Origin of the sequence: Pseudomonas sp. YuFO8 (assembly GCF_035065025.1) — a bacterium.
GTDB lineage: Bacteria > Pseudomonadota > Gammaproteobacteria > Pseudomonadales > Pseudomonadaceae > Aquipseudomonas > Aquipseudomonas putida_AE.
Genome location: NZ_JAXDEQ010000024.1, coordinates 79,778 through 91,703, shown reverse-complemented (window position 1 = coordinate 91,703; position 11,926 = coordinate 79,778). Strand labels below are relative to the sequence as shown.

Genomic DNA, 11,926 nt, shown 5'->3' with positions numbered 1-11,926 from the left:
ACCAACTGAGCTATTCCCGCAATGGCGTCCCCTAGGGGACTCGAACCCCTGTTACCGCCGTGAAAGGGCGGTGTCCTAGGCCACTAGACGAAGGGGACACACTACAACATTCACTGCCTGCTTCGTTTCGCTGTGTGCTTTACGCTGCAAGTGGCGCGCATTCTATGGATGGATTGAGAGGTCGTCAACCCCCTGTTATAAATTTATTTAAATCAATGACTTCGGACTGCTTTTAAGGCCCCTTGCGGTTTTCCGTCGCCCGGGGTCTGGCGCCTATATTCTGACACTCGCCAAGACGTTATAGTCGACGCCATGAGTGATGGCAATATGCTCCTGAGGTGCCAGCATTTATATAAGCGGGCTGCGGCCGATAAAACCTTGGCCACGCCGAGTCAAGCAGTCGAGCGGCTCCAGTCAGCTGGAGACCAAGCCACTACACTCGCATGCAAACCCTATAAAAGAGGTCTTACCGGTGACACCACTCATGATCACCCTGCTCGTCGTAGCCGGGATTGCACTCTTGATCGCCATTGGCTACATCAACCATGTGGTGGAAAACAATAAGCTGGAAAGGGCCCGTACCAAGGTGGAACTCAATGACCGTTTGCGTCGCTGTGGTGAGATCACCGAGACGTTTCCCGGCCAGTTGATGACGCCAGCGCTCAAGCTGCTGCTGACCCGCCTGGAGCTGAATGTTTGCCAACGCCTGTTGAACCTGGAAAAGACCAGCGCCAACCTCAAGGCACGGATAACCGAACTGGAGGCCCTGGTTGCCCAGGGCCAATCGATTCCGGTCAACAACCCGCCGGCACCGATCCAGACCGAAGCCAAGGCCAAGGACGTGCGTTTCCTGCTTGAAGCCCTGCATGGCCAGATCACCCGCGCGGCACAGGATGGTTTCCTTCCCCCCAACGAAGCCAAGGGCTGGATCCGTGAAGTGCGCCATATCCTTGTGCTGCTGCACATCGAGTTTTTCAACAACCTCGGCCAGCACTCCCTGCAGCAGAACCAACCCGGCCAGGCGCGGCTGGCGTTCGAGCGTGGCGTGCAGTACCTGCGCAAGCAGCAGGACCCCCAGGTCTACGCCGAACAATTGCAATACCTGGAAAAACTCCTGGCCCGCGCCAACGACCAGGTCATGGACCGTATCGCTCCGGTGGAGGGCGATGTCAACCAATTGACCGAAGGCCTCAAGGACGTCGAGGCGGATGCGGACTGGAAGAAGAAAGTGATCTACGACTGATCACCGAGCGAACGTAGAAACAAGATCAAAAGATCGCAGCCTGCGGCAGCTCCTTGTATCTCGACTATCGCTCCATCAAGAGCGATAGTTCTCGACTGATCATCGAGGGAGGGACCTGGAAGCCGTGCAGCTCCTTAGGCTTTGTGCCTGTGATGTAGATTGTGCTCCAGCCCTCCACACTCACTCATACAGTTCGAACGGTATCTTGGGCCCGTCTCTGGCGTGAGCCCGCATTCACAAGGTTGGACGGAGTGCAGTGATGATCGCAACGGACTAATGGAGGGACGGTCATGTCCAGTTTCGTCGGCGTCGATGTCGCAAAGAACACCTTTGATATTGCTACTCATCTGCCAAATGGCGAACACAAAACCAAGGCAAAACTGGCTAACGATTCAAAGGGTTTCAAAGAGTTCGAGGCCTGGTTGGTAAAACAGGTCGAACCTTCGGCCCTGATCGTGATGGAAGCGACCAGTATCTATCACCTGGAGCTGGCCGAGTTCGTTTACAACAAGGGTTACCGGGTCTGCGTGGTCAATCCGGCCACGACCCACGCCTACGCCGACAGCGAGTTACGTCGGATCAAAACCGATAAAAGCGATGCCAAACTGATCGCTGACTTCGCCCGCGAAAAGAATGAAAGGCTTGCGCTGTGGGCGCCGGAGCCGCTCAAATATCGCCAGCTCAAAGCCCTGGTGCGCCGCCTGGATGATCTCCAGGAGATGGAGCGAATGGAGTGCAATCGTCTGGATGTGTCCGATGAGAAGGTTAAAGCCTCGATCAACTCTGTGCTGCGCCACATCGAAAAAGAGATCGCTGAAACGCACAAGGCAATCAAAAACCACATCGATGACGACCCGGATATGCGCGAGATGCGCGACTTGATCGTGACCATTGACGGTATCGGGGAAAAAACGATTGAGCGGCTGCTGGCCGAACTGGGCGACCTGCGCAAGTACGACGATCCTCGCAAACTAGTCGCTGCTGCCGGACTGAACCCGAAGCTTCACGACTCGGGCAAGCTCAAGGGGCGCACTACGATTTCAAAAATCGGCTCAGTGAGTGTGCGTGCAGGCCTCTACATGCCAGGCCTGGTAGCGTTGCAGCATAACGAGGCGATCAAGGCCATGAAAGACCGCCTGAAGGCCAACGGCAAGGCCCCCAAGCAGATCATCTGTGCGGCGATGCGCAAGCTGCTGCACTTCGTTTACGGCGTGCTCAAGTCGGGCCAACCCTACGACCCGAAACTTGCGCTTGCCCGGTGAGGTTCAAGACGGTATCTACAGTGGAATGCGATCCCTGTAGGAGCTGCCGCAGGCTGCGATCTTTTAGTGGCAGTCAGGCCTGCATCAGAGCCTGAAATGCCCCACCATCCCCTTCAACTCAACCCCCAACTGCGCCAGCTCGATACTCGACGCCGCATTGCCCTGCATCGCCAGCGAAGACTGGTCCGCACTCGCACGAATACTCGTGACGCTGCGATTGATCTCCTCGGCCACCGAGCTCTGCTCTTCGGCAGCCGCCGCGATCTGCTGGTTCATCTGCTGAATCAAGGACACGGCCGCCGCAATGCTCCCCAGCGCACTCTCGGTCTGCAGTGCATCGCTGACGGCCAGTTTCACCAACTCGCCGCTGCTCTGTATCTGCTGCACCGACGCCTGCGCCGCCGAGCGCAAGGCGCTGACCAGTCGCTCGATCTCTTCGGTTGATTGCTGGGTCCGCTTGGCCAGGGCCCGCACTTCATCGGCCACCACCGCAAACCCCCTGCCCTGTTCGCCGGCCCGGGCGGCTTCGATGGCCGCGTTGAGGGCCAACAAATTGGTCTGCTCCGCCACGCTCTTGATCACGCCGAGCACCGTACCGATGTTCTGGATTTCCGCGCTCAGGCTTTCGATACTTGAACTGGCCGAAGTGGCGGATTCCGCCAGTTGTTCGATCCGCACCATGCTCTGACGCACCACCCGTTGCCCACTTTCAACCTTGCCGTCCGCCGTTTGCGCCGCCTGGGCGGCCTCCTCCGCATTACGCGCGACGTCATGCACGGTGGCGGTCATCTGGTTCATGGCCGTCGCCACCTGCTCGGTTTCTTCCTTCTGGCTGCTGACTTCGAGGTTGGTCTGTTCGGTCACGGCGGACAAGGATTGCGCTGACGTGGCCAACTGCTCGATGCCCGCCTGCAAACCGCTGACGATCTGGCTCAGCCCTTCGCCCATCTGCTGCATGGCTTGCATCAACTGGCCAATCTCGTCTCGGCGGGTCACTTCAACCTTGGCACTCAGGTCCCCGGCAGCGATCTGCTGCGCCACACCAATCACGGTGCGCAGCGGCGCGACGATCAAGCGGGTGATCACCCACGCCGCAATCAGGCCGACCAGCAAGGCCAGCACGGAAGAACCGAGGATCAGCAGAGAGTTGTTCTTCAGCTGCGTCTGCATCGACTGGTCTTCGGCGACATAGGCCTGATCCACCCGCTCCACCACTTGGGCAGCGCGTTGATGCAATTGCTGGTAGACGGTTTTTTCCTGTTCCAGCAGGCCGGTGTACTCGGCGAGCTTGTCGCTGAAACTGGCGATATGGCCGGTCACTTCATTGAGGACGGTCTGGTAGCCCTCATCCTTTACCGTGTTCTTGAGTTGTTCGGCCTGGGTCAGCGCCTGGCTGGCCTGCTCGATCTTGCCCTGTGCGGTGCTGTCGTCGCCCTTGCGGCTCTGGTCCAGGCGCACGCGCGCTTCGTTCATGGCTTGCAGCATCAACCGCGAAACCTGGCTGACCTGGCTGGCTTGCTCGATGAATTGCGCGCCGTCCTTGCCTTCGGATTCCTTCAGCGTATAAGCGCCGTCGTCGGCGAGCCCGGCTTGCAGGACGTCGAGGTTGTTGGCCACGCTGGACACCGACCAACTGGCCATTTCCAGCGCCAGGTCCTTGGCCTGGCTGAGCGAGACAAATTCGTCAAACGCCTTGCGGTAGGCCCCCAGGGACTGCTCGACGTCATTCATCACCGGTACGTTGGCCGCCGACGCCGCCTTGAGCTGCTTTGCCAGGTCGATCAGGCCGTCAACGCCTGCGTGCAGGGCGTCGACGGTTTTCGGGCTGCCGTGCAAGGCATATTCCTGCTCCAGCAGCCGCACCTTGAGCAAGCCGCTGTTGAGCGAAGACATCTGCTTGAGCCCGTCGAAGCGTTGGCTGATGGTGTGCAGCGACCAGACACCGATGGCCGCCACCAGGGCCGTCAGCAACAGCACCAGCACAAACCCGACACCCAGTTTTTTTGCCATACCGAGGTTGGCAAAACGTCCTTGCACGGCCGAAATCATTGCACTCAGTCCCCCGCCATTATCAATAGCGGCAGAGTCGCAACGGGCCTTTGGCAACACAAGTCTCTGGCGTCGCAATAATGGCAAAAAGCTACGCCCCCGTCGTTTTCAGAACACTGGAGGTCGATCCGCAATCAAAACGCCGTAACCCCGCCATCCACGGCCAATGAGTGCCCCGTGGTGAACGCCGCGCCATCGCTGCACAGGTACAGCACCGCGCTGGCGATTTCCTCGACCTTGCCGATGCGACCCACCGGGTGCATGGCATTGGCGAACTCGCCTTTCTTCGGGTCAGCTTCGTAAGCGCGGCGGAACATGTCGGTGTCGATCACCGCCGGGCACACGGCATTGACGCGGATTTTTTTCTTGGCGTATTCAATCGCGGCCGATTTGGTCAGGCCGATGACCGCGTGCTTGGACGCCGCGTAGATGCTCATCTTCGGTGCAGCCCCGAGACCGGCCACAGAAGCCGTGTTGACGATTGCACCGCCGCCCTGGGCCAGCAACAAAGGCAGTTGATACTTCATGCACAACCACACGCCTTTGACGTTGACGCCCATGATCGCGTCGAACTCGTCGACCGTACCCTCGGCCAGTTTACCCTTCTCGATCTCGATGCCGGCGTTGTTGAAGGCATAGTCGAGACGGCCGTAGGTATTGACCACTTCATCCATCAGATTTTTTACATCGCTTTCCAGCGTCACGTTGCAACGCACGAACGTCGCTTCGCCGCCTGCCGTGCGGATCAGCGCTACCGTGCCCTCACCGCCCGCGGTGTCCATGTCGGCCACCACCACCTTCAGGCCTTCGGCGGCAAACGCCTGGGCCGTGGCCCGGCCGATGCCGGCTGCCGCGCCTGTCACTACGGCCACCTGGCCGGAAAACGTCATGCTCATTGTTCTGTCCTCGAAGAGAAGTTTGCGGGGGTCGCGTTTTTCCAGCATAGCCAGAGCCCCCGCCGCCAGGCAGCACTATCAGAAGGCCGGTTGAGTCCCCATGCATCGCAGTGATGGAACTACCGTACCAACTATCACTGCACTGGATCAGAGCGTATTCGCCGCATCAGCCGAACTTGCGACATCGACCCTGAGGGTCTATCAACAAGGTTTCATTCATCCTGAGTGCCTGCCATGACGTCCCAGACCAATCGCCAATTTCTCCTCGCCAAACGCCCGGTGGGGGCCGCGACCCGGGAAACCTTCACCTATCAGGAAGTACCGGTCGGCGAACCGGCTGCAGGCCAGATCCTGGTCAAGAACGAATACCTGTCCCTGGACCCGGCCATGCGCGGCTGGATGAACGAAGGCAAGTCCTACATCCCGCCGGTCGGTCTTGGCGAAGTGATGCGCGCGTTGGGAGTGGGCAGGGTCGTGGCCTCGAACAACCCCGGGTTCGCAGTCGGTGACTACGTCAACGGCGCCCTCGGCGTGCAGGATTATTTCCTCGGCGAGCCGCGCGGGTTCTACAAGGTTGATCCGCAACTGGCGCCGCTGCCGCGCTACCTGTCCGCGCTGGGCATGACCGGCATGACCGCGTATTTCGCGTTGCTCGACGTGGGTGCGCCCAAGGCCGGCGATACGGTCGTACTGTCGGGCGCTGCGGGAGCGGTGGGCAGCATTGCCGGGCAGATTGCCAAAATCAAGGGCTGTCGGGTCGTCGGCATCGCCGGCGGCGCGGACAAGTGCCGGTTCCTCATCGACGAACTGGGGTTTGACGGCGTCATCGACTACAAGAATGAGGATGTCGTTGCCGGACTCAAGCGCGAATGCCCGAAAGGCGTCGATGTGTATTTCGATAACGTGGGCGGCGATATCCTCGACGCGGTGTTGAGCCGCCTGAACATGAAAGCCCGGGTGGTGATCTGTGGCGCCATCAGCCAGTACAACAACAAGGAAGCGGTCAAGGGCCCGGCCAACTACCTGTCGTTGCTGGTCAACCGTGCGCGCATGGAAGGTTTTGTGGTGATGGACTACGCCGCGCAGTTCGCCGCCGCCGGACAGGAAATGGCCGGCTGGATGGCCAAGGGGCAGCTCAAGAGCAAGGAAGATATTGTGGAGGGACTGGAGACGTTCCCGGAGACGCTGATGAAATTGTTCAGCGGGGAGAATTTTGGGAAGTTGGTCCTGAAAATCTGAAGCTGTTCTGTAGGAGCCGGCTTGCTGGCGATGCGGGCGCCGCGGTCATTCAGATAAACCGCGGCGCCTGCATCGCCAGCAAGCCGGCTCCTACAGGTTTGGCGTTTAGGCGAGTTCGGCCACTACCGAAGCCAACGCCTTGGCCGGATCCGCCGCCTGGCTGATCGGACGGCCGATCACCAGGTAATCGGAACCGGCATCCAGCGCCTGGCGTGGGGTCAAGATGCGGCGTTGATCGTCCTGGGCGCTGCCCGCCGGACGAATCCCCGGGGTCACCAGTTGCAGCGACGGGTGCGCCGCTTTCAGCGCCTGGGCTTCCAGGGCCGAGCACACCAGCCCATCCATCCCGGCTTTTTCCGCCAGTGCGGCCAGGCGCAACACCTGCTCTTGCGGCTCGATGTCCAGACCGATCCCTGCCAGGTCCTCACGCTCCATGCTGGTCAGCACGGTCACGCCGATCAGCAATGGCTGCGGGCCGCTGCGCTTGTCCAGCACTTCACGGCAAGCCGCCATCATGCGCAGGCCACCGGAGCAATGCACGTTGACCATCCACACGCCCATCTCCGCTGCCGCTTTCACGGCCATCGCGGTGGTGTTGGGGATGTCATGGAACTTGAGGTCGAGGAACACTTCGAAACCCTTGTCACGCAGGGTGCCGACGATTTCCGAAGCACAGCTGGTAAACAGTTCCTTACCGACTTTGACCCGGCACAGTTTCGGGTCCAACTGATCGGCCAGCTTCAGTGCGGCGTCACGGGTAGGGAAATCCAGGGCGACGATGATGGGAGTCTGGCAGGCGGACATGAGTGGGCTCTCAGGCAAGTCGAAATCGGCGCGCATTGTAGCGGAAGCAACGGCCCTGCGGGACCCGATGATCGGTAAATCGTCGAGAACGCTCAGGCAAGACTAGTCTCTGCGGCAATTGTGTCGAGTTCGATACAGTCCACTGCTCAGCGACGGTCATCGACCCGCGCCTGGCTCTTGCTCCAGTCGGTCAACAGGCTATAAGCCACGGCCAGCAAGGTCGGGCCGATAAACAGGCCAATGAAGCCGAACGCGATCAAGCCGCCAAACACCCCAAGCAACACGATCACCAGCGGTAGATTCCCGCCCCGGCTGATCAGGTAAGGCTTGAGCACGTTGTCCACGCCACTGATGATGAACATGCCCCAGATGCCGAGGAACACCGCCATTCCGTAGTCGCCCTTCCAAACCAGCCAGGCAGTGGCCGGAATCCATACCAGCGGCGGCCCCATGGGAATCAGGCTGAGCATGAAGGTCACGATACCGAGCACCAACGCCCCGGGAACGCCGGCAATCAGGAAGCCGATCAGCGCCAGCACGGCCTGGGCCGCGGCGGTGCCGATCACACCGTTCACCACCCGTTGCACCGTCCCCGCCACCAGCTCGATGTAATACCCGGCACGGTGGCCGATCAGGCGCTCCAGCAAACCATGGACAAAGGCCGCCAACCGCGGGCCGTCGCGGTAGAAAAAGAACACGAAGACAATGCTCAGGGTCAGTTCGAGAATGCCGCTGCCAATCTGCGCGCTACGCGCCAGCAACCAATTGCCGACCTGGCCCAGATAAGGCTTGAGCGACACCATCATCGCCGCGCCCTGCTGATCGATGCTGTTCCAGATCACCACCAGCCGCTCGCCCACCAGGGGAATGCTGCCCAGCCAGGTCGGCGCTTCAGGCAGGCCGTCGACCTGCACATCCTTGATGAACGCCGTGGCGTCGCGCACATGGTCCGCCAGGTTGAACCCGAGCCACACCAGGGGTGCCGCCACCAGCACCATCCAGCCCACGGTCAGCAAGGCTGCCGCCAGGGATTCGCGGCCATTGAGCCAGCGGGTCAGCAGGCGCATCAGTGGCCAACTGGCAAAGGCCAGTACTGCGCCCCAGAACAGGGCCGACCAGAACGGCGCCATCACCCAGAAGCTCGCGCCAAACAGCACCAGGAGCAGGATCTGCACCAACAGCCGATCGTTATTGATCATCACAGTCTCGAAAAAATCATGTCAGCAAAAAGAGTAGGCGAACACGCCCCGCGTGTTCGCCGTATAACGCCTAGCGCAGCAGTTTGATATGCAGGCCGGAACCGTCGACAGCACCGGTTTCCATCCGTGCCGCACGCACGCCCTGCTCGATCAGCGACTGACGCCAAGCTTCGGCATTGGGGCCGGAGACACTGACCCGCAAGGTGGTGTCCAGGTTCAGTCCCCGGGAGATCAAACGCAGCCAGGTGTCATCGGGTGTTTCAGTGAGCTTGGGGAAGTCGAGTTCGCCGGTGCTCTTGAGCTCGCGCAGCAAGGTCGCGGAGGTCGGCAGCAAATCCCCCAGCGGGGCGACGGCGTCGAATTGTTCGACGTGCAGATAGGCTTTGCGATTACCCCGGGTGATGCTGTAAAGCGCCACCAGCGTGTTTTCCCGAGGAGCGGCCAGGCGTAACAGCAGGTACGCCTGCTCATTATCGGCGCCATAGAGCTTGGCGTTGCTGAACACTTCGTTGGCCCACAGGCTGCTTTCGCCGCAATCGCGAGCCTGGCACCAGAACAGCAACTGCGCGTCCTGCTGCTGCAGCGCTTCGCGCGCTGCGGTGAAGGCCTCGGTCGACGAATGCTCCGCCGGCAACTCGTAGGTCACCGACGTGACATTCCCACGGGCACTGACCTGGCCGTCAAAGCGCAACTGGCCGCTGATCTTGCGAATCGAGCCGAGTGGGTAGATCCGCTCCAGCTCTGCCGCAGGGCGATAGTCGACGATCTGCGCATCGGTCATGCGCGGCACGATCGGCAGGTCCTGACTGCCGGGCAGATCGGCGGCTAACGATAGAGGACTGAAACAACAGAGCATCAGCAAACTGAATGAGCGCATGGATAGACTCATCGGATCAGCACGACCTTGTGGCCAATCGGGGGCGCAGCGGTGTAGAGGTCTATCATGGTTGTCTCCCTTTTCAACCCGCCCAGCCTCGACAGTTGCCCGGCGCAAGTCAAGGAATGACGAAGAACCGATTGAAACAGTCTGCGACAAGATCCGCGCCGGCTTCATCATTCAGGTGCAAATGATGGCCGCCTGGCAGCTGTTCACGGCTAAAGGGTAGACGCTCCAGCAACTCGTGGTGCTTGGCGAGCATGCCGTCCGCGGCGACCACCAGTTTCGCCGGGCAGGCGATCCGCTGGACGAAGGCCATGGCCTGCTCGGTGGTCAGGCGCAGTGGCGACGGCAGCGTGAGGCGATTGTCGGTGCGCCAGGTGTAGCCGCCCGGCACCGGCATCAGGCCACGCTGGGCCAGCAGCTCGGCGGCTTCGCGACTGACCGCCACCAGGCCTTTCATACGTGCTTCGATGGCGCGGTCGAGGGTGCTGTAGACCGGCTTGCGCTTTTCCCGCAGGTCCAGCTGCGCCTGCAGGGCCATGCCCATGCGTTCGGCAGCGTTTTCGCCTTTGTCCGTGGGAGGAATGACGCCGTCAATCAACGCCAGGTGGGTGACACGCTCCGGAATCGAGCCGGCAATGATCAACGATGCGATGGCGCCCATCGAATGCCCAAGCAACGCAAACCGCTTCAGCCCAAGCTGCTCTGCCACTTGCAACACATCGTGGGCATAGTCCCACATGGCGTAACCGGCGCCCGGCGGGCGGTGCCCCGAGTGCCCGTGACCGGCCATGTCCAGGGCGATGATGCGCAGGCCTTTGAGCTTCGGTGCCAGGCGGGCGAAGCTGTTGGCGTTGTCCAGCCAGCCATGCAGGGCAATCACCGGCAAACCGTCTTCGGGACCAAACAAGTGCGCCGCCAGCTCGATATGCGGCAGGCTCAGGCGGACTTCTTCGACGACATGGCTCATGCGCAATCCTGCTGTTGGCGACCGTCCCAGCGGCTGAACAGGTTTTTCAGCAGCGTGGCCGTGTCCTGCGGGCGTTCCAGGGGAAACATGTGACCGCCAGGCATGCACAGTGATTCGCCCTGGGGCATGCGCCCGACCGAACTGGCATGATGGCGCATCACCACACGACTGTTACGCCCGCGCACCACCGCCAGTGGCACTTTCAGCTGCCGGGTGCTGCCAGGACTGGTGTGCGGCACGCCACGGTAGATGCTGATTTCCGTGGCCGGGTCGAAACGCAGGCGCAGCTTGTCGCCAACCTTGTGCAAACCGTGTTGCAGATAAGCGTCGAAGCATTCCGGGTCGAAGCTGCGAAACAGGGTTTTGCCGGCGAAATAACGGCGGGCGCTGTCGAGGTCGGCGAATTCTTCACGACGTCCCAGGGTGCGACCGGCAGGGGTCAGGCGGTCGATGAAACCGAAACGCTTGGCCGCGCGGATGACCCATTGATCGGTGCGGGTCAGCACCGGCGAATCGAGCATCACCACACCGCGATACAACTCCGGGCAACGCAACGCCGCGTGCAGATGCAGTACGCCGCCGAAGGAATGACCGACGCCCCACACCGGCTCCGGCTGTTGCTGCAGGTGGTGGATCAGTTCATCCACCAGGTTGTACCAGTTGTCGTCCGCCGGGAAACGCGGGTCGTGGGCGTGCTGCTCCAGATGCGTCACCTGATATTCGGGCGCCAGTGCCGCGAACAATTTGCCATAGGTACCCGAAGGAAACCCGTTGGCGTGGGCGAAAAATATCTGTTGCGACATACGGGTCGATCCATCAACGAAAACAGAGGTCGATTGTCCGCAAGACCACGTCCCGCAGCAATGACCGTAACTGACAGGAATGATGACAGTCCGGTCAAAGCCATGGCTGGCGATCAACGCGCTGGCGGATTCTCGCCCAAAGGCACCACCGCCATGGTCAGCCGCGACACGCAACTGGCTTTGCCTTCATCACTGGTCAGACGGATATCCCAGACATGGGTCGTTCGCCCGATGTGAATCGCCTTGGCCACCGCCGTCACCCGCCCGCTGCGCAGACCGCGCAAATGGTTGGCGTTGATTTCCAGGCCCACACAATAGAATTTGCTGGTATCGATGCACAGGTAGCTGGCCATGGAACCGACGGATTCAGCCAGCACGACGGAAGCGCCGCCATGCAGCAAGCCATAAGGCTGGTGGGTGCGATGATCGACGACCATGCTCGCCGTCAGGGACTCTTCATCGAAGGCTTCGAAACGAATGTCCAGCACTTCGCCGATAGTGTTTTTCTGGATGGCATTCAACTGTTCGATGTTCGGAGCGGTACGCCACAGACTCATAGCAGATTTTCCTTGTTGATTTTG

Annotated in this window: 11 protein-coding genes, 1 tRNA gene and 1 pseudogene; 3 read left to right on the top strand and 10 right to left on the bottom strand. The window is 60.6% G+C overall.

All coding sequences use genetic code 11. From position 1 onward, the window contains the following. Positions 1-22 precede the first annotated feature (22 nt). Positions 23-98 (bottom strand) — tRNA-Glu (locus tag SOP95_RS20850). Positions 99-484: 386 nt separating this feature from the next. Between SOP95_RS20850 and SOP95_RS20845 the strand changes: the two genes are divergently transcribed. Continuing rightward, positions 485-1,243, top strand: coding sequence for a hypothetical protein (locus SOP95_RS20845; protein ID WP_274072937.1), 759 nt, complete (start codon positions 485-487; stop codon positions 1,241-1,243). A 290-nt stretch (positions 1,244-1,533) separates the two neighbouring features. Beyond that, positions 1,534-2,505: an IS110 family transposase gene (locus SOP95_RS20840; RefSeq protein WP_323608144.1), complete on the top strand. Its 972-nt coding sequence runs from the start codon at positions 1,534-1,536 to the stop codon at positions 2,503-2,505. Positions 2,506-2,589: 84 nt separating this feature from the next. Here SOP95_RS20840 and SOP95_RS32215 read toward each other — a convergent pair whose 3' ends face one another. From SOP95_RS32215 to SOP95_RS20830, 3 genes and pseudogenes are all read right to left on the bottom strand, one after another. Then, positions 2,590-3,453, bottom strand: a complete 864-nt coding sequence (locus SOP95_RS32215; protein ID WP_425313616.1) for a methyl-accepting chemotaxis protein — start codon at positions 3,451-3,453, stop codon at positions 2,590-2,592. Next, positions 3,448-3,675: pseudogene (locus tag SOP95_RS32210) on the bottom strand (HAMP domain-containing protein); the annotation flags it as partial. The gene SOP95_RS32215 and the pseudogene SOP95_RS32210, both read right to left, overlap by 6 nt. Before the next feature lie 1,013 nt (positions 3,676-4,688). Further along, positions 4,689-5,450: an SDR family oxidoreductase gene (locus tag SOP95_RS20830; protein ID WP_008062892.1), complete on the bottom strand. Its 762-nt coding sequence runs from the start codon at positions 5,448-5,450 to the stop codon at positions 4,689-4,691. Between the two features lie 234 nt (positions 5,451-5,684). Between SOP95_RS20830 and SOP95_RS20825 the strand changes: the two genes are divergently transcribed. Continuing rightward, complete coding sequence (locus SOP95_RS20825) at positions 5,685-6,689, top strand: NADP-dependent oxidoreductase (protein ID WP_274072935.1); 1,005 nt, start codon at positions 5,685-5,687, stop codon at positions 6,687-6,689. Positions 6,690-6,794: 105 nt separating this feature from the next. Here the strand turns inward: SOP95_RS20825 and pyrF are convergent, their stop codons facing one another. The 6 genes from pyrF to SOP95_RS20795 form a co-directional block, all read right to left on the bottom strand. Next, complete coding sequence (pyrF, locus tag SOP95_RS20820; RefSeq protein WP_274072934.1) at positions 6,795-7,493, bottom strand: orotidine-5'-phosphate decarboxylase; 699 nt, start codon at positions 7,491-7,493, stop codon at positions 6,795-6,797. Between the two features lie 146 nt (positions 7,494-7,639). Then, a complete protein-coding gene (locus tag SOP95_RS20815) occupies positions 7,640-8,692 on the bottom strand; it encodes an AI-2E family transporter (RefSeq protein ID WP_274072933.1) in 1,053 nt (350 codons plus the stop codon). 70 nt (positions 8,693-8,762) lie between these two features. Next, positions 8,763-9,569, bottom strand: coding sequence for a DUF4892 domain-containing protein (locus SOP95_RS20810; RefSeq protein WP_274072932.1), 807 nt, complete (start codon positions 9,567-9,569; stop codon positions 8,763-8,765). Positions 9,570-9,687: 118 nt separating this feature from the next. Next, entirely contained in the window at positions 9,688-10,542 is an 855-nt protein-coding gene (locus tag SOP95_RS20805) for an alpha/beta hydrolase (RefSeq protein ID WP_323608142.1), read from the bottom strand. Continuing rightward, a complete protein-coding gene (locus SOP95_RS20800) occupies positions 10,539-11,345 on the bottom strand; it encodes an alpha/beta fold hydrolase (protein ID WP_274072930.1) in 807 nt (268 codons plus the stop codon). Before SOP95_RS20800 ends, SOP95_RS20805 begins: the two co-directional genes overlap by 4 nt. A gap of 113 nt (positions 11,346-11,458) precedes the next feature. After that, positions 11,459-11,902: a hotdog fold thioesterase gene (locus tag SOP95_RS20795; RefSeq protein WP_274072929.1), complete on the bottom strand. Its 444-nt coding sequence runs from the start codon at positions 11,900-11,902 to the stop codon at positions 11,459-11,461. Positions 11,903-11,926 lie beyond the last annotated feature (24 nt).

Bases quoted from the DNA above. Each gene is read 5' to 3' on its own strand.
- SOP95_RS20845 (WP_274072937.1), top strand. From the start codon at position 485: ATGATCACCCTGCTCGTCGTAGCCGGGATTGCACTCTTGATCGCCATT.
- SOP95_RS20840 (WP_323608144.1), top strand. From the start codon at position 1,534: ATGTCCAGTTTCGTCGGCGTCGATGTCGCAAAGAACACCTTTGATATT.
- SOP95_RS32215 (WP_425313616.1), bottom strand. From the start codon at position 3,453: ATGGGCGAAGGGCTGAGCCAGATCGTCAGCGGTTTGCAGGCGGGCATC.
- SOP95_RS20830 (WP_008062892.1), bottom strand. From the start codon at position 5,450: ATGAGCATGACGTTTTCCGGCCAGGTGGCCGTAGTGACAGGCGCGGCA.
- SOP95_RS20825 (WP_274072935.1), top strand. From the start codon at position 5,685: ATGACGTCCCAGACCAATCGCCAATTTCTCCTCGCCAAACGCCCGGTG.
- pyrF (WP_274072934.1), bottom strand. From the start codon at position 7,493: ATGTCCGCCTGCCAGACTCCCATCATCGTCGCCCTGGATTTCCCTACC.
- SOP95_RS20815 (WP_274072933.1), bottom strand. From the start codon at position 8,692: ATGATCAATAACGATCGGCTGTTGGTGCAGATCCTGCTCCTGGTGCTG.
- SOP95_RS20810 (WP_274072932.1), bottom strand. From the start codon at position 9,569: ATGCGCTCATTCAGTTTGCTGATGCTCTGTTGTTTCAGTCCTCTATCG.
- SOP95_RS20805 (WP_323608142.1), bottom strand. From the start codon at position 10,542: ATGAGCCATGTCGTCGAAGAAGTCCGCCTGAGCCTGCCGCATATCGAG.
- SOP95_RS20800 (WP_274072930.1), bottom strand. From the start codon at position 11,345: ATGTCGCAACAGATATTTTTCGCCCACGCCAACGGGTTTCCTTCGGGT.
- SOP95_RS20795 (WP_274072929.1), bottom strand. From the start codon at position 11,902: ATGAGTCTGTGGCGTACCGCTCCGAACATCGAACAGTTGAATGCCATC.